This window comes from Vibrio sp. 1167 (assembly GCF_033340375.1).
GTDB lineage: Bacteria > Pseudomonadota > Gammaproteobacteria > Enterobacterales > Vibrionaceae > Vibrio > Vibrio alginolyticus.
Genome location: NZ_JAWOWK010000002.1, coordinates 623,442 through 649,230 on the forward strand (window position 1 = coordinate 623,442; position 25,789 = coordinate 649,230).

The window sequence follows — 25,789 nt, forward strand, 5'->3', positions numbered from 1 at the left end:
ATAGCGCTCCCTATAACATAAACAGTTCGCTTTTTTTAATTTGCTGAGACAGTTTTTCTTTCCACTTTTTTGGTAAGAAACGCAGCTTGGAAACTTGGCGGATTAACTCATCTTTCAGGCTTGGAGTGTGCTTCATGTTCAGTACAGAACCAATCAAGTTCGCATCGCTAGCATCGAGTAGCTTTTTGGCTTGCTCGAGCTGGGTTGCAGTCGTAGAGCCATAATGCGCTACTAACAAAGTAGCATCACATACGCCAGCAATCACTTGAGGCGCAATATTGCTTCGGTTGACACTAAGAAGTGGTGATGTATCTATCACGACGCGCTCGTACTGCGTTAACCATTGTGCAATGTTTTGTTTCAGCGTTGTTGGGTCTCGGTACGCTAACTGAGTACTGGCGAGAGATGGAGCTGGGAGGCCGACTAAAGTTTGATGTGTATTCTCTCGTGTGATCAAATGGCCAACCTTCTCGTCATCATCAAATTCGTGAACAGTGTGATAAGCGGGTTTGAATAAGTTGAGGTCTACATACAAAGTATTGTGGCCTGCTAAAACCAAGCGCTCTGCAAGAGATGAAGCCACGGAAGTGACACCATCTTCAGATTTACAACCCACAACACAAATCGTTTTGTGGCCTTTCTGTTCACTCTGAAGATAAATTTGTTCAATCTCAGCGTGAGTTGCAGGAATAGTCATTACAACGCTCCTATTAACACGATGGTTGTGGTGATTTGTAAAACATCTCTTAATCCGGCCCTAGCTTTTTCAACAAAGCTTTCGTCTTTATGGGGAATGTAAATCGTGTCGCCTGCGCGAATGACTGGCAGCTCATAAATGTTGGCTGTTTTACTAAAGTTCACCAAATCAAATGTTCGGGCTTGGCCCTGGCAGCAAGACATATTGACCACACTGATCTTTTCAAGGTAGGCATTATCAGTTGGTCCTCCTGCTTCCGCTAAGAGATCAAGCACAGTCATGTTGTCATTGAATACGTACCGCCCTGGGTCTCTTACTTCACCTAATACGCGTACCGTGGATTCTTTTGAACGATCTAACCAGTTTTTGTTTTTTTCTGGAATGTAAATGGTATCACCAGGACGAACGTGGGGCAGAATTGACTCATCGCCTGTTTCAAAGTACATCGATAAATTCAATTTACTCACTTTGGCATAACCTAGGCCTCGGTGTGTGACACGAATGTTGTGAATATCTGCATCCATTGTCGGTCCATCGGCGGCAGACAAAATATCCAGAAAATGCATATCTTCGGTGAAACGATAGCGCCCAGGTGCATTGATTTGCCCGAAAACGTATATCGATGCGTCAGAGCTTTGGCTTACCCATTGCGACTTATTATCGGATGGGTCGTCAGGCAATGCATGTACCCTTACGACTGTACCAGCGGAAACTCGAGGTAGGCTTGATGTTGGTGAGCCATCCAGAATGTATTGGTCTAAGTCAAATTGTGTCATTTGACCGTTATTGGCGACTTCAATTTTGGTGGTATCAGCTCGTCGAGTTGGGCCACCAACGTGTGCAAGCAGATCAATCAAATCCATTTCGTCTGACCACTCGATACGTCCAGGGCGAACAACTTCTCCCATCACTGCGACCGCTCGACTAGGTGCTACTTTTAACCAAGACTTCTCATTGAAATCGGTTTTCTCCGGCACGAAAATCGCGTCTCCCGGTCCAACATTTGGTGGTCTGGTTGAAGATAGTCCTTCTGTATGCGCGGTAAGATCGAATTTGATGACTTTGCCATCGGCTTTTATAACGCGAATTTGGCGAGATTCCGCGTATCGAGTGGGCCCGCCAGCGTTGGCGAGGATATCCATGAAGCTAGCGCCTTGCTTGCCTTCGTATGCCCCAGGATGGGCGACTTCACCCATCACGTAAACCACATTTGCACCTGCTTTGATTTCTTCTTCCTGTTTTGGGACAAAGATGGTGGCACCTGGCAGGATCTCCGGCAGTAGGCTTTGGTCTCCAGTATCAAGGTACTTTTTCAGGTTAAACATGGTTGGGTTATTGTTTGTTATCACGCGAATTTGCTCAACACTGGCATATCGTGTCACGCCGCCAGCTCGCATTACGACATCAACTAGCGTGGTGTTTGGCTTGTATGAGAACGAGCCAGGTGCGTTGACTTCACCAAAGACTTTGATTGCACGAGCGGAATCTGCGCTGTCACCTGAATTCGCGAGTTTTGCTGCATCAAACTCTTGCTCAATATTCCCTACGAGTGGGGAAGCGGGGACAAATAAGACATCCAGTGATTCTAGTTTTGGCAGCTGGCTATTGTCACCCGTATCAAGGAAGCGTTTGTAGTCAAATTCAATGTTTTTATTTCCACGTTTCACGATCATTTTATCGAGCTGAGCCCCTGCGCGCAGGCCGCCAGCTTCGTACACAAACATTTGAATGTTGGACCCAGAAGGTAAGGTATATTCACCGGGTTTGACCACGTAGCCTTGAACGGACACTAACAACTGTTGCTGTTTAATAAAAACTCGAGCGTTGTTAACGTCACGATACACGGTCTTTAGCCTGTCGATAATCACGTCTTGGAGTTGTTGTTCATTGTAGCCGGCCACTAATACAGGGCCGACTTCTGGTAAATTAATTCGTCCACGACGATCAACCTGAAACCCTTGGTTTAACGACGCCTCTCCGGGTAAGTTAATCTGTATTAAATCACCGACCTTAACAGTATTGCTCTCATCCGCTATGGAAGATGGTACCCACGCGACCAGACACAACAACATTAAGAGGATAAATGGTTTCATCGTGTTCATAGCGCGCCTCCTGCCGTTGGGTTGCGGTTTATTGAGGTATCGCTATCTGAATTAGGGCTAATAACCTCGATGCTTACTCGACGATTAGTTAAACGCACGGCAGATGTTTCACCTTCATAGAGTGGCAGGTTATCCCCGACAGATTTGGTAGTGACTCTCTCTGAAGTGATACCAAATACGGTTAGGTAACGCTTTACTTGTTCCGCACGCGCTTGAGCAAGTTTCTGGTTGTAATCGGGTGTTCCAGTTGCATCCGCATGCCCCGTTACTACAAGAGATAGGTTAGGGTGGTCACGTAAAATGTAGGCTGCTTCTGCCAAATGTCCCATGTACTTCGGGTTGATTTCTGCTGAATCGACAGCAAACTGGTTGTCGATATTAAGTAGTGCATAGATATCCGAGACTATGTTTAGGTCGCTACGTAGTGCTTCAATATCATCGGGCGGTGTGCAAGTGGTTTGGCTCAGTACGTAGTCGAGTTGTTGTTCGAGCTGGTTTAAGCGTCGACGCTGAATCACAAGGTCGTTGGCAGCGTCGAGTAAAAGCCCACCTTCTAACTCGCGCGCAATTCTATTTTGTTTTTCAAGGGCCTGAACAACTGCCGCAGGAAAACACCAGCGCGCGCCCTCTTGGATTAGTGCGTCTAGATGTAACTTGGTCAGTTGCCAATCAAACCTTAACCCATGTTCTGGACCTAAAGGCTCGTCAGGCATCACTGGGGAAAACTGATAATTCTCGATCGAGATATCTTGATAGCTTTCCGCCAAGCCACCTTTCCCGTGTTCTGGGTAGTCAAACGACGAACAACCAAACATGCCGACAACAAGACCGCTTACTGCATATCGTCGTATAAGATTTACCATGCCAACCTCCGTTTAAACCGGTATTTTTAGTGTCCTTTTGAGTTAACGGGAATGGCATGGTTGATACGAAGCAAGCTCATGATTTCTAAAGGTTGGCCTGATACGTTTTCAATACTCATGCTTCTTTCACGTTCAACTAGACGCTTATATAAGTAAACAATGGCACCAATCCCTGAAGAATCAAGAAATTGGACGTGCTGTAAGTTAATTTCGACTTCTTTGTGATGATTGTTGTGAATTACCTCATCAATGTGATGTTGTGCTTGTCGACAGCCACTTGCGTCTAAGTCACCAAAAAACTCAATGGCTAACTTGTCTTGATTGATTTCTAGTTTGCGTAATTCCATGACTCTGTCTCCGTTTGTTTTTCTAATTGGATATAGAGCAGGTAACGTGCCAATTTGAAATTAATTAAAAATCAAATAGTTAAATATTGTTAATGATATTGTTCAATTTGAGAAAGGACTGATTCTCAAATTGAGAATCAAAAACGCACAGAGAAATGGTTTGCTTATAAGAGGTGTTGAGCCGAAAGAAGTCGTTAGAGCGGGGAGGTTCGTCATGATTAGATTCCAACTCGATTGACGAACCATCCGCCTTACGTGAATAGCGTGTAACGACTAAATGCAAAACCTGTCTAAAGTTTATGATTATCTTTGCAAATTATAACTAATGTTGATTGTTATGAGTCGAAGAATAACTAGTAATAAATAGGTCATCGAGAGGACTTACGTTTCAATAAAGACGATTTTTTGTACAAGGTCTTCTTATGCCATTAAAAATGACATTAATTGCGCTGGCTGTTATGGCAGCGTCTTCACAGCTTCAAGCGGATACGTCTCTCGCACCACCAGTTTCTCTTGCACAAAGCTATCAGGATGGCATTGATGTGTCTGAATATTGGTATAGCGAAAAACTTGATGGTGTTCGCGCTTATTGGACTGGGCAACATCTCGTGACGAGAAATGGTAATCGAATCTACGCCCCAGATTGGTTTACAGGACCTTTGCCTGATTATCCGTTGGACGGTGAGCTTTGGGCTGGGAGAGGTAATTTCCATCTTGTTCAGCAAACGGTGTTAGATAAAACTCCTGTAGAGTCTGCTTGGCGACACATCGACTTTATGATCTTTGATATGCCATATTCCGCTGGTGATTATCGGAAGCGTTATTACAACATCAAAGATTTAGTGCTTGAAGTCGACCAGCCTCATATCAAATATGTCGAGCACCGAGCGATTCAAAATGAAGCTCATCTGTTTACACAGTTGGATAAAATTTCAATATCCGACGGTGAAGGGGTGATGTTGCGGAAGGTATCAAGCCGCTATCAGGCTGGACGCGGTAGTGATTTGCTTAAACTAAAACGATACGCAGATGATGAAGCGTTAGTTGTGGGTTATAAGCCAGGAACAGGGCGCTTATTAGGTATGATGGGAGCAATGTTAGTTCGCTTACCAAATGGCATTGAGTTTTACATCGGTAGCGGATTTACCGATGAAGTGCGTCGCCAGCCTCCGAAAATTGGTTCAACCATTACATTTAGATATAACGGTTTTACACATACTGGTAAACCACGTTTTGCTCGATTCTTGCGTGAAAGGTTGAAGGAATAGAACGCTCTGCACTTACTAGTTGCCAACGGTTACGCCACATCGTTTGAAGAGACCCTGCCAAAACTGAACGTGGTTTAGGGTTTCTTGCCTAAATGTCCTATGTGCCTCAATGATGCCATACTGGTGACCATGGAGTTGCATACGGTTCTCCACCAAAGTGGCACCATCATTAAGTTGTTGATAGGTACTGTCTAAATAAGCCAAATAAGGTTGCACTTCTTCAACGTAAATGGATTGAAAGACATTTCTTAAGTAGCGGAACTGAGTGGTGTCTCTGTTCGGCCCGCACAATACATTGCTCTGGTTCTGCTCAAGTAGCTGAGTTGTCGCTTTTAACCAAAGGGATGTATTTACCATTGAATAGTAAAGTCGTCCGAGTAAACGAGATTTCTCTAACTCTTCTTGATATTGCGTAACTTCCACATCGGGTAGACGTGAGACCGCGCGGTGGGGTAAATCATACATTTCGCTGAAAATACGATAGACATCGTTAATGCGTGCAATATCATTCGTCGTGTCTTGAGATAGCCAATCAGAGGCAGTTAGTTGCTTTTGCATGGCATCACTTACGAGTAGTAAGTTGTCGAGATGAATGTCTAAATGTTGCCACTTGGTTGCGTAAAGCTCTGTCAATGTCGCGCGTTCTTCATCGCTAAGTGGAAATTCGGATAAACATCGATTCATGACTCTTAAAAGGGCAGTTTGATAATCAAAATCATGAAAGGCATCCTGCACCTTTCCAAGTTGTGAGTTTTTCTCGGCAAGTAAATTAAAGAGTCCGCACTGTCGTAATTGATAGCTCTCTAGCAGGCCAATAGATAGCCTTGGCAATGGCTCGAACAAAACGCGTTTCGCAGGAATCGTTACCGTAGACTGTAATGTTATTGGAATAGCAGGAGCTTCCAATACATTGGCTACACGTTGATGATACTTATCAAACATGGCGTTCTCTGGATTAAACCAGTTATCACAACCATTAAGAATCAAGATTAAGAACAATAAAATAGACCGCACAAATATCCTTTTTTATAACTTCGTATCCGTTGTCTAGAGAGCAAAATCAACCGCTTCGTAATCTTGTTATAAGTATACTCAACCGTGTGATTATTCGATCAAAAAAGCCAGCGGATGCTGGCTTTTTTACTTTTTATTGAACTGAAAAGTTCAATTGCACTTCTGGCTCTTGGCGATGCATCCAACGCATTCTGACGCCTAACAGAAAGGCCGCAGAAGATAGGCCGATGATAAAACCAAGCCAGAAGCCTTGTGCTCCCATTGGCTCGACAATCCAGTCTGTACGGCCAAGGACGTAACCAATTGGCAGCCCAAGAATCCAATAAGCAATAAAAGTACGGTTGAAGATAGCTCGCATGTCTTTATAGCCGCGTAATGCACCAGCTGCGATCACTTGAACCGCATCCGTACATTGATAAACAGCGGCAAACACGAGCAGGTGCATCGCTAGAGTGATTACCTCTGGGTTGCTAGTATAAAGCTCGGCGATCCACTCACGAGACAAGACGGTTAAAATCGCTGTGAGAACGGACAATGCTAGACCAACCATAATGCCGACTCGTGACGCTACGCGCGCGCCATCGACGTTTTCTTCACCAAGTCGATGGCCGACACGAATGCTTACTGCTGCACCAATACTCATTGGTAGCATAAATACCAACGAGGAGAAGTTAATCGCGACTTGATGCGCTGCCACAATGATAGGACCCAGTGGTGAAACGAGCAGTGCAACAACAGCAAACAGTGTCACTTCAAAAAACAGCGCTGCTGCAACAGGAAAGCCGAGCTTGAATAGACGAACTTGCGCTTTCCATTGTGGGCGATGCCATTCTCCAAATAGGTTGATGCTTTTCAATCGCTCTGATGTCATCACATACAGCAATAGCATGGCAAACATGACCCAGTAAACAATCGTGGTTGCTACACCACAGCCAACACCGCCTAATTCAGGTGCACCAAACTTGCCGTACACGAAAATCCAGTTTAGAGGAATGTTGAGCAGCAAACCGATAAAGCCAATAACCATTGCCGGTTTCGTCAATGACATACCATCCGTAAAGCTTCTAAGCGTTTGGAAAAGTAAAAAAGCGGGTACTGCTAATATAACGGCATGAATGTATCCCACCGTTTTTTCAGCCATCAGTGCTTCAACATCCATCAGCCCGAGAATAAACTGGGTTTGAAGCAGGACTGCAATTATCGGCACACTGATCAGCAATGCCAAAACGACGCCTTGCTGAATTTCAAACGGGATTTTCACTCGACGACCAGAGCCATTTAACTGTGCGACAACAGGGACCAATGCCATTAATAAACCCACCCCAAACAAAATGGATGGTAGCCAAATACTTGAAGCGACAGAAACCGCAGCCATGTCGGTGGCGCTAACGCCGCCAGCCATTACGGTATCAACAAACCCCATACCAGTTTGAGCGACAGATGCGATCAATACCGGGGTCGCCAATTTGATAAGACTTGATGCTTCTTCTTTATAGCGATGCACGAAAAATACTCCAGAGCGGAACAATAAGTTGAAAGAATGAGAGTACTCGAGGGCAAAAGATGTGGTGAACGGATCTGATGGTTGATTTTAGTCACGATAAGGTGAAAAAATGCCTCGGAGAAACTCCGCGCAAATGATAAACAATTGTATGTTTATATTCCATAGCTAGGTAGTGAATAGTCGATAACACTGACTGGACGCTCTCCACGCTAAGGATACGCTTTTACTGAGAACAGCAGCGAATCATGGTAATGTTGAAGCATGCATGAGAACAAACCAGTGTTCATTAAGCCATGGCTTTATCGCCTGAGGTCTTTATTTCCGACCTGTAGCGCAGTGTTTAGGGCTTAGTCTTCGACTACAGTTGGTATTAAATCAATAGGTAAAAAGAAATGTTTACAGGAATAGTTCAGGGTACGGCGAAGGTCGTTAAAATTGATAAAAAAGAACGCTTTCAAACGCACGTTGTCGAGTTAAGCGATGAACTTTGTAAAGGGTTAGAAATTGGTGCATCCGTTGCACACAACGGATGTTGTCTAACTGTGACTAAGATCGAAGGCAACCTTACCAGTTTTGATTTAATGCAAGCGACATTGGCTCTTACTAATTTAGGTCGGCTGGTGGAAGGGGATAGCGTAAACATTGAGCGCGCGGCTAAGTTTGGTGACGAAATAGGCGGGCATAGTATGTCTGGTCATATTAGTTTAACGGCAGATATTGTCGATATCATCGATACGCCCAATAACCGCACGATTTGGTTCCAACTGCCGCAAGAATCAATGAAATATGTATTAGCGAAAGGTTACATTGGTTTAGATGGCTGCTCGCTAACTATTGGTGAAGTTGAAGCGTGTCGTTTTTCGGTACACCTAATTCCAGAAACCTTGCAGCGAACGCTTTTCGGAGTGAGACAAGTAGGGGAGCGTGTTAATATTGAGTTTGATCCTCAGACTCAAGCAATTGTTGATACTGTTGAGCGCGTTCTTGCAGCAAAACAGCTTTAGAATGAGAAAAAGGAGCCTAGTGCTCCTTTTTCATTTAAGCGTTTTTATATTTCTGATGTTCACATGCTCGAGCTGTTATTCGTAATTGTCATCGATAAATAGTTCGACCTTATCTTGTAACTCATCCACTCGCATATTTAGGTGGATAGCGTGGCAACAAGCTGGGCAATCATCATAAAACTCTTGGTCACCATTACTTGCATCTAATGTAATGCCGATAGAGTGTCCGCAATGCGGGCACTTTACATACCTTTCGGTATAATTTTTCATACAACAACTCCTAATCTCGCAGGGCTTTTAAACACACTATTCATCAATGAAGTACAGCCCTTTACTTACTTTGCCTACAAGGAAAATAGGCACAATCCAAAGTTAAGTCTCCTTTGATATTAGGCAGAGTTGTTGCTAATTGAGTCGAAATAAGTACAAAACTTGACCCCAAACTCAACCTTGAGCTTAGGGTGATTTTCTGTAGTGATGTGCCTCGAGATTTTACATCTTGAAATATGCAGTGGCTTCCAAATTAATAAGAAATGATTTTATTAATAACCAGTTGAGCCTGTTCCAAGTAATGGCCGCCAAACAAATTACAATGGTTGAGAACATGGTAAAGGTTATAGATATCTTTACGTTCCTCATAGCTTGAAGAAAGTGGCATAACCGATTCGTAGCCTTGATAAAATTCTGGCTGAAATCCACCAAAAAGCTCTGTCATCGCAATATCACACTCCCTGTCCCCCCAATAGCACGCAGGATCGTAACAGATAGGACCGAATGCAGTGAGTGCCGCATTTCCATTCCATAAATCGCCATGCAACAAAGAAGGTTTCGGAGCATGGTTTGCTAGCCGCTGTTTTACGACGTCGATAAAGTCATCGATATCAACCAAGGTGACGCCTTTTTCTTTAAGGAGCTGTAATTGCCAACCTATGCGTTGCTCAGCAAAGAATACACACCATTTCTTGTGCCATTTGTTGGGCTGTAGAGTCGAACCGAGATAGTTGTCGGTATCAAAACCAAACTCTTTTTGCTCGCCCCACTGGTGTAGGTGAGCTAATTGCTGCCCAAATTTAAAGCTGTTGGGACCATCTTCTAATGGTTTCGTTGGAAGGTAGTTAAGAATTAGGAATGAGGCATTTTTGGTTTTACCAACCAATACCACCTCAGGTACAAATAGGGTTGATGTTTCACGCAAAAGATGCAGGCTTTCAGCTTCTACCTCAAATTTAGACAAAAACTCGCGATCGTTAATTTTCACAAAATAACGTTGCTCGCCATCATTGATCATGTAGCTTTCACTGATATCCCCACCAGACAGCCTTACTTTTTCCGTGATCTGGTAATCGAACAATAAAGTATCAGAAAGCTGTTGCGATATTGCTTGCCACATACAAAACCTCGCGAATCTATTTGACCACCAATAGTTTAGGATAAATAGCAGGGAGTTGGCGCTATGTTGAGCATACTTAGTAAAGAAACCTTCCTCTTAGTGTAGTCAATTTGTATAAATGTGAATCAAATCGCTTATAAGCCTCTGATTTGTTGGCTTAGCATATGGAGATGAACGTTTACAACAGGTATTATGATTTTTTTGACGTTAGTTCCATTGGTGGCATGAAAATACTGATATGTGATGACTCAGCTGTTGCAAGAAAGCTTATTGCGCGTTCTATCGTACAAGATACATCATTGCATCTTATTGAAGCGCAAGATGGTTATGAGGCGCTTAATATTCTTGCTGAGCAAAATATCGATATTTTGTTTCTCGATTTAACGATGCCCATAATGGATGGTTTTGAGGTCCTCGAATCATTACCTGTTAGTCAGTACCCGACCAACATCGTCATTATTTCTGGAGATGTTCAACAAGAGGCAAAACAGCGCTGTCTCGATCTTGGTGCTCAAGCTTTTATCGCTAAGCCTCTGACAGAAGAGCAGGTGCTCCCACTATACGAACAATTAGGACTGCATTATGCGTTCAAACCTAGTCATTCGGTTGATTCTAAAAACCAGGGTTGCGAAGAGCTTTCCTTACTAGCCAAATTCCGTGAAATTGCGAACATTGCCCTTGGTAAAGGGGCTGCGATTATGGCCGACCATTTACATGAGTTCATACAACTTCCTGTTCCTCATGTTGGACCGTTGTCCTACGGCGAGCTTCATATGACACTGGTTGATGTGGTTGGGCGTGACAGTTCCGTTGCGGTAGCGCAGAGGTTTGTCGGTGGTGGTATTCACGGAGAGGCACTGGTGTGCTTACGTGGTAGGGATATCAATCAGATTGGGGAAAAATTAGGTTACCTCCTTGAGTTTACGCCTCATAATGAAATCATCTTGAATATCTCTAACCTACTGGTTTCGTCATTTCTCACATCATTGGGCGATCAACTCGACAAGCAGTTCTCACTTCGTCAGCCAGGCATTGTGGATACCTTAACACCTTATTGTGAAGAGCAAGGCGAGTTGGGTGAGCTCTTTACTATCGAATACACCTACATGGCAGAAGCGCTCGATTTCGAGTGCGAGGTACTGTTTTTAATTGATAAGCCATCCGTAGAAATAATCTATGAAATCATGGAGCTAATCTAATGTCCGATATCACGCTGGACATAGCAGACTTTCATTGGGTCACACAAATTCTCGATACGATGGATTCAGGGCTTATTGTTTTGGATCAAGAGTATAAAGTGTGTGTGTGGAACAGTTTTATGCAGTCATACAGTGGCATTCTATCACAAGAAATTCTTGGTGAATGTTTATTTGAGCATTTTGAAGAGCTGCCAAGAACTTGGCTAGAAACCAAGATAAAAGCTGCCGCCGATCTGGAAACTCGTTCTTTTTCTAGCTGGGAAAACCGACCGTATCTTTTTAAGTTCAACAATTTTTCTCCGGTTTCAAACAGCAGTGATTTTATGTATCAAGATATCGTGATCACGCCGTTAATTGGGCTCTCAGGAGAGGTCAGCCACATAGCGATTCAAGTCAATGATGTTTCTGAAACTGCGAGAAATCGCATTCATTTGAAAGAAACAAATCAACATTTGTCGGAAATCAGTCGCAAAGATGGTTTAACAGGTTTATTTAATCGCGCTTATTGGGAGCAATCATTGAAAGATGAGTTTGCTCACTTAAAAGTTATCGACGGACCATGCTCATTAGTAATATTCGATATCGACCACTTTAAGAAGGTGAATGATACTTATGGTCACCCGACAGGGGACGAAGTCATTCGTCGAACCTCTGCCTTGTTGAGAAAAACAGCAAGAAGCAGTGACATCTGCGGTCGTTTTGGTGGTGAAGAGTTTACGGTACTACTTCCTCACACAAACCAGGAGCAAGCTTGCTATTTCGCAGAGCGTTTGCGCAAAAGAATTGAGCAAGAGATCGTGAAAGTGGAAGATTTTTTGATTAATTACACGATAAGTATTGGTGTTTGCGAGTATAAGCCTTATTTTGAAACTCACACTCAATGGTTAAAGAGTGCCGATGCTGCGCTGTATCGTGCAAAAGAAAATGGTCGTAACCAAACCTGTTTGCATGAAAATGGCTGAAATATAAAAAGGTTTGAAGAAACCCTGTATCCGAATTCAGTGAAGCAAAGCTCAATTGTTTGAAAATCATCCAGTTGGTTCGTGAATGTTTGTTAATATGAAATAAGTTAATGAAATTTTCTCGGCATGTCTTACTATTGAAACTATTCTGCTTTCAGCTTCGAAGGCTTGCAATAAACGGAGAAAAACAGTGGTTTTAGAAACCGATGGATATCTCGCTCTTATCGAGCACTTGTCTCTAAATCTAGATATTTTTACGACCGAAATTGGCGACACTGGATCCGAAAGCATCGAAGATGTTGTCACCGATATGGTGGCTTCAAACATCATGGCGATTTTTGAGCAAAATCCAGAACTTCACTCGAGCGTACGTTTCAAATTGTTGAAAGAGGCTGATGCAGTTGTTGAAGATCTTGGTGAGATATTGGCTGGGGTATGGCATAAAAAAGCGACCAATGAACAGATCACGTTCCTTGATGAATACATCGCTCTGGTCAAAAATCTGTTCGATAATGCTGTTGCGACTTACGACTGATATTGTTTTAACTTACAGCAATGTCCGGTTAAGAGTAAGAAGAGTTACATTGTAACTCTTCTTATTTGCCAAAACTTAGATGCCCAGTATGGGTTGTCGATTCTTGAAATAATCACACCTCTAGACGTCGATGCATGCATGAACTGCTTGTTACCCAAGTAAATTCCGACATGATAAGTTGTACGTCTTGTTTTAAAAAACACTAGATCCCCTTGCTTGGCATCCGTCCAACTTAACTCCACACCTTGCGTTGATTGCTGCCTCGTTGTCCTTGGTAACGAGAGCTGATAAGCCTCAATAAACGCTTTTTGTACAAATGCTGAGCAATCAATTCCAGATTTCTGTGTCCCGCCTAAGCGATAAGGCGTGCCGTGCCACTCTGTGTAAAACTCGAACAAGTCGGGGTTGTCCGACAATAGCTGATTTGTAGGTGCTGTCACTTGAGCTTGCTCACTAGGCTCAGGCCCAGAAGAGCAGGCGCTTAGTAGCACACTGATTATCAAAGGAAAATATACTCGACGCAAATCACCACCTGTCATCTCTATGACTCACAACTGAAATATTAGTGTCATAACCAATCCATAGTATGGGCTGCAAATCACGGTTTTGTCTCACAAATGTGACGGAATCACTGCAGAACCGATTCAACCTTAAGAAAGAATAAAAATTGATTATGGCAAAGCGAAAACGCTCACGCACATCACTTTCACTGATTCAGGCTGTCAGTGCAACATTTTTAACTATCATTGCTCTTGTTATAGCCCTTTCTGTCTCAAGTTTCAAAGGAATGGAACAGGTAGGGGAACAATTTGAAGACTTGTCGCAAAAAGCATTACCAATCGCGATGGCAAACGCAAAGTTAACCAGGAATGTATTGGAGATGGTTAAGCTACTCAACCATGGTATGCAGATTACTGAGCCGAAAGAGTTGCCTCTCGTAAAAGAGCAAATCGACTCTCTTGCAACTCAAAGCACAACTTTGGTTGTGAAAGCGTCTGGTGTAGCTCAGCAACTCTCGGAGGAGTTAGACACCAAACTAGCGCGTTTACATAACATCACGCAGTCCATTTTGTTGAAGCAATCTTCGGTGATACAAATTCAAATGGATATTGATGCCGCTGTTGGTGGTTTTCGCTATGGGCTTAGCTCTATCGGCCCGGAAATGAATCGAATCAGTTCGTTCCTTAGTGCTGATAATCCTGAGTCGAGCGATGCCGCTAACCGTTTCATTGCTTCTGCAAGCTCAATGGAAAGTACGTTCTTAGTCATGATGATGCACTCAGAATTAAACAAAGCCGAAAAAGAATACCGAGAAATGCGAAATCGCATAGCAGGTATTAAACTCGCCTATGAAGACTTCCAATCTTTCCATCCTGAAGTAAGTGAATATGCAAGCTTAACCGCACCATATGAGATGGTGAAACAAGGCTTTAGTGAAAAGGGCGTGCTGCGTTTGATCCTCGCCAAACTAGAACAAGGGGAATTGCAACGTTCAGAGTTTAAACAGGCTTCGATGCTTGCGGATGAAACCATGCGGTTACTTGATCAAATCTCCCAAACCGCTGGTCAGTTGATCGATGAAAAGGAGCGGGTGGTCAACGAGACCATTGAATCGGTGAGCGTTGTGCTCGTGTTTGCGGCGTGTGTGATTTCTTTTATTATTCTTGTTACTTGGTTTAGTCTCAAGTCATGGACAAACCGAGGGTTAAGGAATGTACTAACGCGTCTTTCAGCACTTACCGAACATGATTTTCGTGACAAGGCAGAAGAAGTTGGCCCCTATGAGCTGAAAGAAGTAGCACGAAAGTTGAATCAAGTAATCGATTCCACACATGACTCCATTCAAACGGTGACGCGCAATTGTGAAACGCTTTATCAGACGGCAGAAGTAAGTCACAGTGCAGCCGAACAAACAAGTGATGGGTTGGCAACACAAAATGAAGCGTTGTCGAGTATGATCACGACCATAACGCAGCTTGAAGCCTCTATTCGTGAAATAGCAATGGTGACAAATGCATCTTCACAGGACTCGCTCCTTGCAACCCAACACACTGAAAAAGGGGTTCAAGTCGTGGAACAAAACCGCGAACGTTTGGAGTCATTAGAAAGCTCTTTGGATGTAAATGAACAGTCAATGTTAGAGCTAGACCAGCGTGTAAAACAGATTCGTGAAATGGTCGATATGATCAGTGGGATCGCGGACAACACCAACTTACTTGCTCTCAACGCAGCAATAGAGGCTGCCCGTGCTGGTGAGCAAGGGCGTGGATTTGCGGTTGTCGCTGATGAAGTTCGCAAACTTGCAAGTGATACCTCTCAACAAACTACGAACATCCGAGAAATGATGAGCGAGCTTATTACTGCCGCAGAGCGTTCGCGCCAAGCAGTTAATGATTCAAGAGAAGAAATGACCCACGCGCTAAAGTCCAGCAATGAAGTGAAATCGACATTCTCTGATATCAACCTCGCGGTTAAGTACATTCAAGAACGTGTTGAGCAAATCTCAGTTGCTACAGAAGAACAAGAACGAGCGACGGCAGATGTATCTCAATCCATCACACATATTTCTGATCTTGGCGAACGCACAAAGCTGCAGCTTGAGTCTATGGTTGAGAGTTCTGAGCAAGTGGCGGAAATTGCTGGGCACCAGCAAGCAATGCTGCACAAGTATGAGCTTCATCAGACTAAGTAAATGAGATGTTTCCACCGACTAAAAGCAGAACCTCGGTTCTGCTTTTTTGTTACGGCTACTCATTTAATGGCTCCTATTTGCATTGCAAAAGTGAGTTACATCTCATCTCGTTCATTTCTAAAGGGTTTAGTTGTTAATGCTTTGTTCGAGGGACTCGTTGACTAGAATGTCGCCAGAATTCAAAGGAATGAATCATGCAGTTATCACAAAGAGCCAGCCTCATACTAGTTAATCATCACCAAGAACTTTTGCTTATCCATCGCGTTCGAAACGACAGACAGTATTGGGTTTTCCCTGGAGGCAGTGTTGAAGCAGGTGAGGAACCTGTTGAAGCTGCTAAAAGAGAAGCGCGGGAAGAAACCTCAATAGAACTTGGTTCGGTTAAGAAAGTTTTGGAACTCGAAAATCAAGGTCGCTTAGAAACCTATTTTCTTTCTTATGTAGGGAACTTAAAAGTGAAACTAGGGAGTGGGCCAGAGCAAATCAGAAAATCAGATGTTAATCAGTACCATTTGAAGTGGGTGCGTGTAGAGCAACTTCACTCGATTTCTTTATATCCAGAGAAAGCTAAAGCCTTTTGCTTGAACCATAAGGAGTGGTTTTGTGATCGATAAAGTTTGCCCCGTCGTTCTACGTAATCAAAATCAAGAGATCCTACTTTTTAAACATCCGTTGGTGGGTGTTCAGCTCGTCAAGGGCACTGTTGAAGTGTTTGATGAAAGTTACATCATAGCGGCCAAGCGGGAGCTCGCTGAGGAGTCTGGTATCACACATGTTCGTTCCGCACGATATTTATGCTCATGGGACAGTGGCTTTCAAAATCAAGTATGGCATTTTGTTTTGTGTGAGTGTGCTGACCTCGCTAATTCATGGCTGTTTCATACGCAAGACGATGGTGGACATGATTTCGCGTTCTTCTGGCACGATGTCGAGAGCGGCCTTCCCGCGAATGCACATACTGTGTTTCAGCGCGGGCTGGAAAAGGTACGAGAGTTGATAAACCAAGGCGTGATTTAAAGGAGGATTCTGTCGTTGCATTGGCGGATTTGGGACAATGACAAAGCAAACACTATGCTAAATAAAGAAGGTAGAGCAGCCGTTACTGTTCTCATCGTGTTGATAATGGCACTGTCGATCTCAAAAATGGCGATGGGATTACAAATGTTTAAGTGACTTCTATATGCTTTGCTCATTCATTCAGATAAGGAAACGGTAATGGATAAATTCGTCGTGTTTCTCTTATGCCTTTTTATGACAGTTGGCGGAGTGGTTCATCTTTATGACAACATTGTTGGTGGCTTTTTACCTTACGATTTTGCGCCACGCTGGTTGAATATGTATTGGAGCTCGTTGGGGCTGTTAGACTTATTAGCAGCGTATCTATTGGTCAAGCATCGCCGCTCTGGCCTAGTCGTTATGTTATTGATTCTTATAACCAATGTTATCTTTAGTTCCCACGCTCACTATACATTAGAAATATTAGATAACAACGTCGCCCTACAAATGAAGACACTGTTTTTAGGGTTCTCATTTGGGGTATCTATCTGGTTATGGAATGCGCGAAAACATAGTCAATCGCGCCAAATATTTCGTTAATTATTATTTTCACAACACTCGATTAAGGATTGTAAACAGGGACTCGTTATGAACGATTTTAAAGACTTGGCCAGTTTTGCTGGTTTCAGCGTACTGACAGGTTTGAGCTTTGCCACCACTTTCTTCAGCCTTGCTTTTCTATACAGCTCAATAGAGGCACAGCAAGTAATGAACACCAATGCTTTGGCATGTGCAGTGCTTGGTGTTGTTGGTTTATTTGTTGGTATTACTCAGTTAAACAAAAAGCGTCAGCTAGCAGAAAACTAATCTGTTCTTACACATCATGAGGATGAAGTAGTGTTTAACAGGGGTTTAGGCTTGGTCTATTCGTTTTGTTGACATACTTCATCCAACAATATTTTTTCAACCATTACTTCTTCTCTTTATTGTAGCGAAAGGGCTGCGTTAACAGCTTATCTAATCTTTGCTCTTCTTCGTCTCTAATTTCCGGCACACCAATAACAACATCTTCATGACCCAACTTAGGCTGAGCTCGGTATGTCCCAAAAAAGCGGTCCCAAACTGAAAGGAAAAAACCAAAGTTTGAGTGGGTCTCTTTTACTATCACTGAATGGTGCACGCGATGCATGTCTGGTGTAACGATGACGTTTCGCAGTTTTTGGTCCATAGATAAAGCCAGTTTTGCATTACTGTGATTAAACATCGCGCTCGCATTAAGCACAATTTCAAATACCACAATTCCGATAGGTGAAACACCTAAGATAAACACGGCTGCAATTTTTACTCCCATTGAAATGATTATTTCGAAGGGATGAAAGCGTGCGCCTGTGGTGACGTCTATGTCGAGATCGGCGTGATGCATTCGGTGAATCTTCCACAGCGGTTTTACATGATGAAAGACAACATGCTGAGCGTAAATGACGAAATCAAGCAAAATGACGGTTAGAAAAATATTTAACCAAGCGGGGAGGGACAGAATATTCAGCAGCCCCCATTGTTGCTCCTGAGCTATGACCGCAGCTTGAAAGGCGGCGATAGGCATGATTAAAGCAATAACTAGGCTGTTAAAAGCAACCAATGACAAGTTATTGACCCAGCGAAACCTGCGCGAAGCGGTCAGTGTTTTTCTAGGCAATTTGTTCTCCCAAATGGCACAAAGCAATAATACGCCAAGGAAAAAGCCTAATCTGAGCCATGAGGGTTCTTGAAATGTCGTTTCTGTCACTGTCATTCCCTTATTTATTTCTTTATCTATGACCGAGATAAGAGTGAAATTATTTCAACACACTGCTGATGGGCTTATCTTGAGGCGAAACCATAATATCAGTAGAATCGCGCTCTACTTTTTACTTGGCATTACTTACCATGAGAATTCACGCTTTCCACCGTTTATATCAGTACCGACAATCTATCTCAACCAAGCCTTTCAACGCGCGTGGATGTAAAGTGGTTCGTTGTCAATATTGCCAGGTTTCTGAGCAACACTGTTTGTGCGACCTTCAGCCAAACATCAAGGCCAATATTGCATGTATGTTGATTGTTTCTGAAAACGAAGTGTTTAAGCCAAGTAATACCGGTCGTCTAATCGCTGATACGATTCAAGAGACTTACGTGTATCAATGGAACCGAACAGAACCGTCTGAAGAGATGCTAGCGCTACTACAGGATGACAGTTACCAACCGGTGATTGTATTTCCTGCAGACTATGTGGATGATCCCTCTCGTTTAATTGAAGATCTAGAGCCAGGGCGATTGGTAAAAGAAGATGTCGAGAACAAAAAATGGTTGCTGATCTTTATTGATGGTAGCTGGCGTGAGGCGCGAAAGATATTCCGTCGTTCTGATTTTCTTAAATCTTTGCCTGTGCTTTCCATTGAGCCGGAATCTCTGTCTGAATACATCATGCGCCGCTCCGAGAATGAGCAGCATCTTTCAACCGCCGAAGTCGCGACATTAGTTTTAAAACAAGCTGGTGAGCCGAAAGCTGCGGAATGCCTTCAATTGTGGTTTGAAGCCTTCAGAGAAACTTACATGCTGAGCAAGACTCGAGTCAAAAACGACCCTAACCAGCCACACTTGAAACGTTTCAAAGAGTGGATGAAAACCGAGAGCTGACTCTAAGGAATGAGCTTTTGTTGATGGTATGTTGTTCAACTGGCTTCGGTGAGGGGATAAATCTGCATTCGGTCACGGTTTGCAGGCGTACAGATATGGATAATGCCATCAGTTTATACTTTTGACTCTAGCCATTTTTGAGAGTCGTTTGAAGCATTTTTTAGGAGAGAAATACATGTATTACGGCTTTGATGTCGGCGGCACTAAAATTGAATTTGGTGCATTTAACGAGAAGCTTGAGCGTGTAGCGACGGAACGTGTACCTACACCAACAGACAACTACGAGCTGCTGGTTGATACCATTGCGGAATTGGTGAACAAATACGATACAGAGTTTGGCTGCGAAGGTACGATTGGTCTTGGCCTACCAGGTATGGAAGATGCCGATGATGCAACGGTACTAACAGTTAACGTTCCTGCGGCAAAAGGCAAACCACTTCGTGCTGATCTGGAAGCTAAAATCGGTCGCAGCGTAAAAATTGAAAACGATGCAAACTGTTTCGCGCTTTCTGAAGCCTGGGACGAAGATCTTCAAGATGAACCATCTGTACTAGGTTTGATCCTTGGTACTGGTTTTGGTGGCGGCTTTATCTACGAAGGCAAAGTATTCTCTGGCCGCAACCACGTAGCGGGTGAGGTGGGTCACACACGTCTTCCTATCGACGCATGGTTCCACCTGGGCGAAAACGCACCATTACTTGGCTGTGGCTGTGGCAACAAAGGCTGTTTAGATAGTTACCTATCGGGTCGTGGTTTCGAGCTTCTTTACGCGCATTACTACGGCGAAGAGAAGAAAGCGATCGACATTATTAAAGCGCACGCAGAGGGTGAAGAGAAAGCAGTAGAGCACGTCGAGCGCTTTATGGAGCTGCTAGCAATCTGCTTTGCAAACCTGTTTACTGCAACAGACCCACACACCGTTGTACTTGGTGGAGGCTTATCTAACTTCGAATTGATTTACGAAGAGATGCCAAAACGCATCCCTAAACACTTATTGTCTGTGGCTAAGTGTCCTAAGATCATCAAAGCAAAACACGGTGATTCAGGTGGTGTACGCGGCGCTGCGTTCTTAAACATCAAGTAGCGACTGAAACCTTACTCGATACAAAGTAAGAAATTTAAAGCCCCGTTTAGACCATCAAGGTAAAACGGGGCTTTTTACTTATAATTGAAGTAACTCATATACCCAAGTAACTCATATACCTAAGTAATTTCGGTATCCTCGGGTATGGATCATGAACAAAAGTAGCATGCATAAAAACTCACGGCGAATCGTGAGTTTTCTGTTTGCAGCTAAGCTTATTTATTCTTTTTGCCTACGCCGAGGTTTTCTTTTTGAGCTAGGGTGATTTTACTAAAGCCTAATTTTCTGAAGTAGTTGTCGCGGTAGTTGCGCACTGCTTTAGTGTCAGACACTGCTTCGATTTGTTGCTCCATCTTTAGGAACTCAGTGATATCGATACCTTCGGCTTCTGCAACTGCTTCTTGAATGTTGCGGTGTTGCTGGTATGAGAACGTCAGTTCTTTGTCTTGGTCTTTGTAAGTGTAAAGAATGGTGCGAGCCATAGCTGTCTCTCTGAAAAGGTTTCGGTATTAAACAAAAAGGCCAGACTCGCTGACCTTTGAATTTCTAGTTTGAGCTAGATTCTGCCTTGAAGTGGGATAATTGTCACGCTTTCTCCCGCTTTAACTGTATCAATAGCTGGGGAGATTTCGATCAAACAGTTCGCCTCACTCATTGAACGCAAAATACCAGATCCTTGCTTGCCTGTTGTACGAACGGTTAAACGGCCAGTTGCATCCAGTTCATAGACGCCACGGCTAAACTCGGTACGACCTTGTCGAGAGCGAAGGTTTTCAGTCGCAATGGCATTCACTTTCAGAGGCTTCCAGCCTTGTTCGCCTTGCATCTTACGCAGTGCAGGCTCGACAAAGTTGATGAATGAAACCATCACGGCAACAGGGTTGCCCGGCAGACCAAAGAACGGCTTGTTGTTGATTTGACCAAACGCTAATGGACGTCCCGGACGCATGTTGATTCGCCAAAAATCTATTTGACCAAGTTTATCCAAGGCAAGTTTGATGTAATCCGCATCACCAACAGATACGCCACCAGAAGTCATAACCACGTCCGCTTGCGCCGATGCGTTTTCCAACGCTTCAATCATTAACTTTTCGTTGTCTTCCAGAATACCGAAGTCCAAGATCTCGCAGCCGAGCTTTTCAAGCATGCCCATGATGGTAAAACGGTTGGAATCGTAGATAGAATTCGCTTTTTGCTCTGTTCCCGGCGCTTGTACTTCGTCACCGGTGGAGAACACGGCAACTTTCACTTTGCGGAACACATTCGCTTCACCAAAACCAAGCGAAGCGATCATGCCCATTTCTGGAGAGGCTAGGCGAGTGCCTGCGGTAAAGACGTCACTGCCGATAGCGAGATCTTCACCTGCTTGACGAACGTTTTGGCCTGCTTTGATATTCGCACCGTTAAAGGTGACCTTGTCACCTTCTTGAGAGGCTTGCTCACGCATGACCACTGTGTCGCCGTTACGTGGTGTTGGTGCGCCAGTCATGATCTTCACCGCTTGACCAACGTCCAGAGGTTGATCGTAAGCATGGCCCGCCATCACTTCAACAACCACTTGGTAGCTATCACGGTCAACATCATCACTGCGGATGGCATAACCGTCCATCGCGGAGTTGGTGTATTGCGGCACATTTACTGGTGAAACGATATGTTCCGCAAGAACGCGGCCATAGGCGTTTTCAATCTTGCATGCTTCTATTTCCGAAACCGTGTTCACCAAAGAAAGGATTTTCTCTTGGCCTTGAACCACAGAAAGGAAAGCAGGAGAAAGTGTGTCGCAACATGCGGCTTCTTTCTCTTTGTTTTTTGGTGCTTTCGCTTCTTGAACATACTGAATAACGAACTGAGCAATCGCTTCAAGATCATTGATGTTCATTTGTGGCAGTTCAGAGTCCAACTCGCCGCCGTCTGAAGCGATAGCGATGATGTTTTCATCGTTTGGATAAAGCCAAGGCTTGCCGACTTCTTCACGGTGCAATTCGATTTTAGGAAACGCGATGTTTTTGCAGCCTTCGACCAAAACCACATCAAGCATGTCTTCATCAAAACGTGTTAATAGGAATTCAAACTCCGCTTCGGCTTCTGGCGTTTCTGTCATTAACGCAAAACGGTTGCGAGAAGCAATCAGCATTTGAGATGCGCCAGCTTTGCGTAAACGGTAGCTGTCTTTACCCGGCTTATCGACATCGAAGTTGTGGTGCGCATGTTTTAGCATGCCAATGCGTAAACCTGCTTCGGTCAGCTTTGGCAATAGGGCTTCAAGTAGCGTGGTTTTGCCTGTGCCTGAATAAGCTGCAAAACCAAGAATAGGAATGTTTAGCGTGTGTTTCATGATTCTAATTGTCCAAATTGCGCCAGTTCTTCCGGAGTGTTCAAGTTGACGAAACAGTTTGGTGAGTCGCTAAAGTCAACGTAACTGGTGTTGCACTCTTTGTAGAGCAGAATGATTTTGCGGTCGCCACGTTCTAAAAACGCGGTGAGTTTTGGCAGTACGCGCTTGTGGTAGAGCGTAAAAACAGGTTGCTGATGGTCACCATCATGCGCGACCAAAATATCGCTGTCTTCTTTGACGGCCTGGCAGAAACGCTCGACAAGGTCGGTGTTAATTTGTGGACTATCGCAAGGTACAAATCCGACCCAGTCGGTTTCAGAATGCATCAAACCCGCGTGAATACCGCCCATAGGCCCAGGGAAATCTTTGAATTGATCACTAAATACGAAACCAAATTTGCTGTACGCATCTTGGTTTCGGTTGGCATTAATTAAAATGCGTGGAGTTTGTGGAGATAAACGTTCAATAACGTGCTCGATGAGTGGCTTATGATTTAACTCAATCAGACCTTTATCTTTTCCACCCATACGGCTGGCTTGGCCACCAGCCAAAATGACCCAACTAGTTTGTGTTGGTTGAAGCATATGCATTCTCTTGGGATGTTTCTTTTGGTATGACATACAACAGAGGAGACTCTATCAAAGTCTTGTCTTTAATCCACCACTGTTTTTTACATAAGTCGGTCAGTGCGTTGGCCTGATGGCTTGTCACCACGATACTGGAACCACGATCCAAAAGATCTTTCGCCATCACCACCAATCGTTCAATGGATTCTTGGTCTAAAGACGCACTTGGCTCATCCATCAACAAAATCGACGGTTTTAAGATCCAAGCCCTTGCCATGGCAACGCGCTGTTTTTCACCGCCGGACAACACGGAAATATGTTCGTCCGCTAAGGTTTCTAAACCTACCATGCGCAGCGCGTGAATAACTTGAGCTCGCTTATCTTTTTGCGTGTCTTGTTGATATTTCACTCCATAGACTACGTTTTCATATACAGTGCCGTCAAAAAGGTAAGGGGATTGGTGGAGATAAATCACATCGACACGACCATTGCGACGCGTCAGTCTTTTTAGCCACGTATCTTTTGGCGCAACAACATCACCAGTAGAGGGTTTGAGCAAGCCAGCAAGGATTTTGAGTAGGGTAGTTTTGCCCACACCATTGTCACCCTTGAGATAAATGGCATCATTTGGGCCGATGGCTAACTCAGGGATGTGGAAAAGCACACGCTCTTTAAAGCGCATGGATAACTGTTCGGCGGTGATTTTTATAGTCATAATTCGCCTCGACATGGGGTTAATGGTGAGTCGTTTGTTTGCTTCATGTTCTATGTTCTGAGGTAGCCTTTGCCTCTCATGCTTGATAAGAAGAAGTTTAGAGCCAACGCTAAAGATAGTAATACAATTCCTAATGCAACTCCTTGCGCAAAAGCACCTTTACTGCTTTCCATTGCGATAGCCGTGGGAATATTTCGCGTCACGCCCATAATGTTCCCACCAACCATCATTGAGCAGCCCACCTCGGTCACGATACGTGAAAACCCTGCAATGATAGCCGCAAGTAGAGGAAAGCGGGTTTCCCAAATCATCGTAGCTGCCAAGCGCGGAATGGAGACGCCCAGCGTGATGGCAGTTTCCACTGCACGACGGTCGCTAGATTGTAATGCACCATGCATCATCGATACCAAAACAGGGAAGCAGATCACCATTTGGCCGAAGATCATTGCCTTCTGAGTGAACAGCATTTGCCAGTCTCCCCAAGGGCCAGCACGCGACAGCAACATGTACAGCAACAGGCCAATCACCACGGTAGGGACCGCTTGCAGCGTATTTACGATCGACAACAAAAACCATTTACCGCGAAAGTCGGTATACGCCAGTACAAAGGACATCAAAATAGCCGGCAATACCACTAGGGATATTGCCGTGATAGAAACACTAAAGGAGACCGCAACGATCTCCCATAGGTCTGCATCAAAATTCACCAGTAAGCGAAGCGCTTCCAGTGTTGTATCAGCAAGATTCATATTGCGTTATTTGCTCTCAGCATTCGCAACAAACAGTTGTTTACCGTTTAGGCGGAAACCATTGATAAGTTCCTGTCCGCGAGGGTTTACCAACCAATCACTGAATGCCTTCGCACCTTGGTAGTTAATCGTTGGGTAACGCTCAGGGTTAACAAGAATAACTTGGTACGGGTTAAACAGTTTTTCATCGCCTTGGAACAGAATTTCTAGATCCAATTTGTTTTGGTAAGCCAGCCATGTGCCGCGATCCGTCATGGTGTAGCCTTGCATTTCAGACGCCATGTTTAGAGTTGGGCCCATACCTTGACCTACGCTACGGTAGCCACCAAAGTTCGGTTCGATTTTAGTTTGAGCCCAGAAGCCCATTTCTTTTTTGTGTGTACCAGAATCATCGCCGCGAGAGATGAACGTTGCGTTTTTGTTTGCGATCTCTTTGAATACATCTAACACGCCTTCGTCATTTTTGATTGTTGCTGGGTCAGCTTTCGGGCCTACAATCACAAAGTCGTTGTACATTAGCTTGCGAGGTAAAACGCCGTAGCCTTTCTCAACAAATGCGCCTTCAGCTTTTGGTGCATGTGTCATCACCAAATCTACGTCACCGTTTTCGCCCATTTTTAAGGCTTTACCAGTACCTGCAGCAATAACATCGACTTTGTAGCCCGTGTCTTTTTCAAATTGTGGAAGCAGGTAATCAAGTAAACCTGAATGGTAAGTACTGGTTGTGGTTGCAAGGCGAACGTGTTCTCCGTCTTGAGCAGAAAACGCAGAGTAACTTACAAGCGTGATTGACGTTGCAGCCAGAGTTAGCGCAATTTTTTTCATTTTTATGTGTTCCTTTCCAATGATTCTTTGGAATCTCTCCAGGTTTTAGGGAGAAGCCTTTTTGGACGAGAGCGATTAGCGTAATACGCAAGTTGTCTCAGGGTGTTGGAATAAGCAAACATCAACATCCTGAGATCACTTAAATGCGCTCCGTATCCACCTTATAGCAAACAAGATGCCAACCTTTTACAAGCTTAAAGTGCTTGGTTTATGCACTAAATCATGGGGTTATTTGCATAAAAGTTTGCGTTGGTACAAAATGTCGC

General features: G+C 44.0%; 28 protein-coding genes. 12 read left to right on the forward strand and 16 right to left on the reverse strand.

The features are described 5' to 3' along the window. Window positions 1-10: 10 nt before the first annotated feature. From R7Z78_RS06095 to R7Z78_RS06110, 4 genes are read right to left on the reverse strand one after another with little or no spacing between them, the layout of a single operon-like run. Window positions 11-697 carry an AAA family ATPase gene (locus tag R7Z78_RS06095; protein ID WP_005377635.1) on the reverse strand — a complete coding sequence of 229 codons (687 nt, stop codon included), beginning with the start codon at window positions 695-697 and terminating at the stop codon, window positions 11-13. Beyond that, window positions 697-2,799, reverse strand: a complete 2,103-nt coding sequence (locus R7Z78_RS06100; RefSeq protein WP_104975307.1) for an SLBB domain-containing protein — start codon at window positions 2,797-2,799, stop codon at window positions 697-699. The genes R7Z78_RS06095 and R7Z78_RS06100 overlap by 1 nt, the downstream gene beginning before the upstream one ends. Next, window positions 2,796-3,662: an OmpA family protein gene (locus R7Z78_RS06105; protein ID WP_005377631.1), complete on the reverse strand. Its 867-nt coding sequence runs from the start codon at window positions 3,660-3,662 to the stop codon at window positions 2,796-2,798. The genes R7Z78_RS06100 and R7Z78_RS06105 overlap by 4 nt, the downstream gene beginning before the upstream one ends. A gap of 26 nt (window positions 3,663-3,688) precedes the next feature. Next, window positions 3,689-4,009 carry an STAS domain-containing protein gene (locus R7Z78_RS06110; protein WP_017634929.1) on the reverse strand — a complete coding sequence of 107 codons (321 nt, stop codon included), beginning with the start codon at window positions 4,007-4,009 and terminating at the stop codon, window positions 3,689-3,691. Window positions 4,010-4,431: 422 nt separating this feature from the next. On the opposite strand from R7Z78_RS06110, the gene R7Z78_RS06115 reads away from it, so the two are divergent. Then, window positions 4,432-5,277, forward strand: a complete 846-nt coding sequence (locus tag R7Z78_RS06115) for a DNA ligase (RefSeq protein WP_086046755.1) — start codon at window positions 4,432-4,434, stop codon at window positions 5,275-5,277. A gap of 15 nt (window positions 5,278-5,292) precedes the next feature. On the opposite strand, the gene R7Z78_RS06120 is transcribed toward R7Z78_RS06115, so the two are convergent. Both R7Z78_RS06120 and R7Z78_RS06125 read right to left on the reverse strand, forming a co-directional pair. Then, window positions 5,293-6,291 (reverse strand): DUF3080 domain-containing protein, encoded by a 999-nt coding sequence (locus tag R7Z78_RS06120; protein WP_053303081.1) that lies wholly within the window; start codon window positions 6,289-6,291, stop codon window positions 5,293-5,295. Window positions 6,292-6,424: 133 nt separating this feature from the next. Next, window positions 6,425-7,795: an MATE family efflux transporter gene (locus tag R7Z78_RS06125; RefSeq protein ID WP_053303080.1), complete on the reverse strand. Its 1,371-nt coding sequence runs from the start codon at window positions 7,793-7,795 to the stop codon at window positions 6,425-6,427. 392 nt (window positions 7,796-8,187) lie between these two features. Between R7Z78_RS06125 and R7Z78_RS06130 the strand changes: the two genes are divergently transcribed. Then, entirely contained in the window at window positions 8,188-8,799 is a 612-nt protein-coding gene (locus R7Z78_RS06130; RefSeq protein WP_053303079.1) for a riboflavin synthase, read from the forward strand. Window positions 8,800-8,874: 75 nt separating this feature from the next. Here the strand turns inward: R7Z78_RS06130 and R7Z78_RS06135 are convergent, their stop codons facing one another. Together R7Z78_RS06135 and R7Z78_RS06140 are read right to left on the reverse strand one after the other, a co-directional pair. After that, window positions 8,875-9,069, reverse strand: coding sequence for a CPXCG motif-containing cysteine-rich protein (locus R7Z78_RS06135; protein ID WP_017634925.1), 195 nt, complete (start codon window positions 9,067-9,069; stop codon window positions 8,875-8,877). A 253-nt stretch (window positions 9,070-9,322) separates the two neighbouring features. Next, the gene (locus R7Z78_RS06140) at window positions 9,323-10,189 is read right to left on the reverse strand and encodes a fructosamine kinase family protein (protein ID WP_042522943.1); all 867 of its coding nucleotides are present in this window, start codon (window positions 10,187-10,189) and stop codon (window positions 9,323-9,325) included. Window positions 10,190-10,413: 224 nt separating this feature from the next. Between R7Z78_RS06140 and R7Z78_RS06145 the strand changes: the two genes are divergently transcribed. From R7Z78_RS06145 to R7Z78_RS06155, 3 genes are all read left to right on the forward strand, one after another. Further along, window positions 10,414-11,388: a response regulator gene (locus R7Z78_RS06145; RefSeq protein ID WP_042523017.1), complete on the forward strand. Its 975-nt coding sequence runs from the start codon at window positions 10,414-10,416 to the stop codon at window positions 11,386-11,388. Further along, window positions 11,388-12,350 (forward strand): GGDEF domain-containing protein, encoded by a 963-nt coding sequence (locus tag R7Z78_RS06150; protein ID WP_005377621.1) that lies wholly within the window; start codon window positions 11,388-11,390, stop codon window positions 12,348-12,350. Before R7Z78_RS06145 ends, R7Z78_RS06150 begins: the two co-directional genes overlap by 1 nt. 190 nt (window positions 12,351-12,540) lie before the next feature. Beyond that, a complete protein-coding gene (locus tag R7Z78_RS06155; RefSeq protein WP_005377620.1) occupies window positions 12,541-12,885 on the forward strand; it encodes a DUF3802 family protein in 345 nt (114 codons plus the stop codon). A gap of 44 nt (window positions 12,886-12,929) precedes the next feature. Here R7Z78_RS06155 and R7Z78_RS06160 read toward each other — a convergent pair whose 3' ends face one another. Further along, window positions 12,930-13,424: an NlpC/P60 family protein gene (locus tag R7Z78_RS06160; protein ID WP_005377619.1), complete on the reverse strand. Its 495-nt coding sequence runs from the start codon at window positions 13,422-13,424 to the stop codon at window positions 12,930-12,932. 134 nt (window positions 13,425-13,558) lie between these two features. On the opposite strand from R7Z78_RS06160, the gene R7Z78_RS06165 reads away from it, so the two are divergent. The 5 genes from R7Z78_RS06165 (at window position 13,559) to R7Z78_RS06185 (ending at window position 17,440) form a co-directional block, all read left to right on the forward strand. After that, window positions 13,559-15,577: a methyl-accepting chemotaxis protein gene (locus R7Z78_RS06165; protein WP_104975308.1), complete on the forward strand. Its 2,019-nt coding sequence runs from the start codon at window positions 13,559-13,561 to the stop codon at window positions 15,575-15,577. Between the two features lie 194 nt (window positions 15,578-15,771). Then, a complete protein-coding gene (locus tag R7Z78_RS06170) occupies window positions 15,772-16,191 on the forward strand; it encodes an NUDIX domain-containing protein (protein ID WP_054574143.1) in 420 nt (139 codons plus the stop codon). Then, window positions 16,181-16,594, forward strand: a complete 414-nt coding sequence (locus R7Z78_RS06175; RefSeq protein ID WP_104975309.1) for an NUDIX hydrolase — start codon at window positions 16,181-16,183, stop codon at window positions 16,592-16,594. The genes R7Z78_RS06170 and R7Z78_RS06175 overlap by 11 nt, the downstream gene beginning before the upstream one ends. Window positions 16,595-16,792: 198 nt before the next feature. Beyond that, window positions 16,793-17,173: a hypothetical protein gene (locus R7Z78_RS06180; protein WP_053307088.1), complete on the forward strand. Its 381-nt coding sequence runs from the start codon at window positions 16,793-16,795 to the stop codon at window positions 17,171-17,173. Between the two features lie 48 nt (window positions 17,174-17,221). Further along, window positions 17,222-17,440 (forward strand): hypothetical protein, encoded by a 219-nt coding sequence (locus tag R7Z78_RS06185; protein ID WP_005389537.1) that lies wholly within the window; start codon window positions 17,222-17,224, stop codon window positions 17,438-17,440. 103 nt (window positions 17,441-17,543) lie between these two features. On the opposite strand, the gene R7Z78_RS06190 is transcribed toward R7Z78_RS06185, so the two are convergent. After that, window positions 17,544-18,359: a sterol desaturase family protein gene (locus R7Z78_RS06190; RefSeq protein WP_031777247.1), complete on the reverse strand. Its 816-nt coding sequence runs from the start codon at window positions 18,357-18,359 to the stop codon at window positions 17,544-17,546. A gap of 140 nt (window positions 18,360-18,499) precedes the next feature. On the opposite strand from R7Z78_RS06190, the gene R7Z78_RS06195 reads away from it, so the two are divergent. Together R7Z78_RS06195 and nagK are read left to right on the forward strand one after the other, a co-directional pair. Then, a complete protein-coding gene (locus tag R7Z78_RS06195) occupies window positions 18,500-19,249 on the forward strand; it encodes a tRNA-uridine aminocarboxypropyltransferase (RefSeq protein ID WP_021033873.1) in 750 nt (249 codons plus the stop codon). A gap of 175 nt (window positions 19,250-19,424) precedes the next feature. After that, window positions 19,425-20,333 carry an N-acetylglucosamine kinase gene (gene nagK / locus R7Z78_RS06200; RefSeq protein WP_005377586.1) on the forward strand — a complete coding sequence of 303 codons (909 nt, stop codon included), beginning with the start codon at window positions 19,425-19,427 and terminating at the stop codon, window positions 20,331-20,333. A gap of 215 nt (window positions 20,334-20,548) precedes the next feature. Here nagK and R7Z78_RS06205 read toward each other — a convergent pair whose 3' ends face one another. The 6 genes from R7Z78_RS06205 to R7Z78_RS06230 form a co-directional block, all read right to left on the reverse strand. Further along, the gene (locus R7Z78_RS06205) at window positions 20,549-20,815 is read right to left on the reverse strand and encodes a DUF2960 domain-containing protein (protein ID WP_005377584.1); all 267 of its coding nucleotides are present in this window, start codon (window positions 20,813-20,815) and stop codon (window positions 20,549-20,551) included. Between the two features lie 74 nt (window positions 20,816-20,889). Then, window positions 20,890-22,668: a bifunctional molybdopterin-guanine dinucleotide biosynthesis adaptor protein MobB/molybdopterin molybdotransferase MoeA gene (locus R7Z78_RS06210; RefSeq protein WP_053303075.1), complete on the reverse strand. Its 1,779-nt coding sequence runs from the start codon at window positions 22,666-22,668 to the stop codon at window positions 20,890-20,892. Next, complete coding sequence (mobA, locus tag R7Z78_RS06215; protein ID WP_169644506.1) at window positions 22,665-23,252, reverse strand: molybdenum cofactor guanylyltransferase MobA; 588 nt, start codon at window positions 23,250-23,252, stop codon at window positions 22,665-22,667. Before mobA ends, R7Z78_RS06210 begins: the two co-directional genes overlap by 4 nt. Further along, window positions 23,230-23,949 (reverse strand): energy-coupling factor ABC transporter ATP-binding protein, encoded by a 720-nt coding sequence (locus tag R7Z78_RS06220; protein ID WP_025766658.1) that lies wholly within the window; start codon window positions 23,947-23,949, stop codon window positions 23,230-23,232. Before R7Z78_RS06220 ends, mobA begins: the two co-directional genes overlap by 23 nt. A 50-nt stretch (window positions 23,950-23,999) precedes the next feature. Further along, window positions 24,000-24,698: an ABC transporter permease gene (locus R7Z78_RS06225; RefSeq protein ID WP_005389524.1), complete on the reverse strand. Its 699-nt coding sequence runs from the start codon at window positions 24,696-24,698 to the stop codon at window positions 24,000-24,002. A gap of 6 nt (window positions 24,699-24,704) precedes the next feature. Beyond that, a complete protein-coding gene (locus tag R7Z78_RS06230; RefSeq protein ID WP_005389522.1) occupies window positions 24,705-25,523 on the reverse strand; it encodes a substrate-binding domain-containing protein in 819 nt (272 codons plus the stop codon). Window positions 25,524-25,789: the final 266 nt, after the last annotated feature.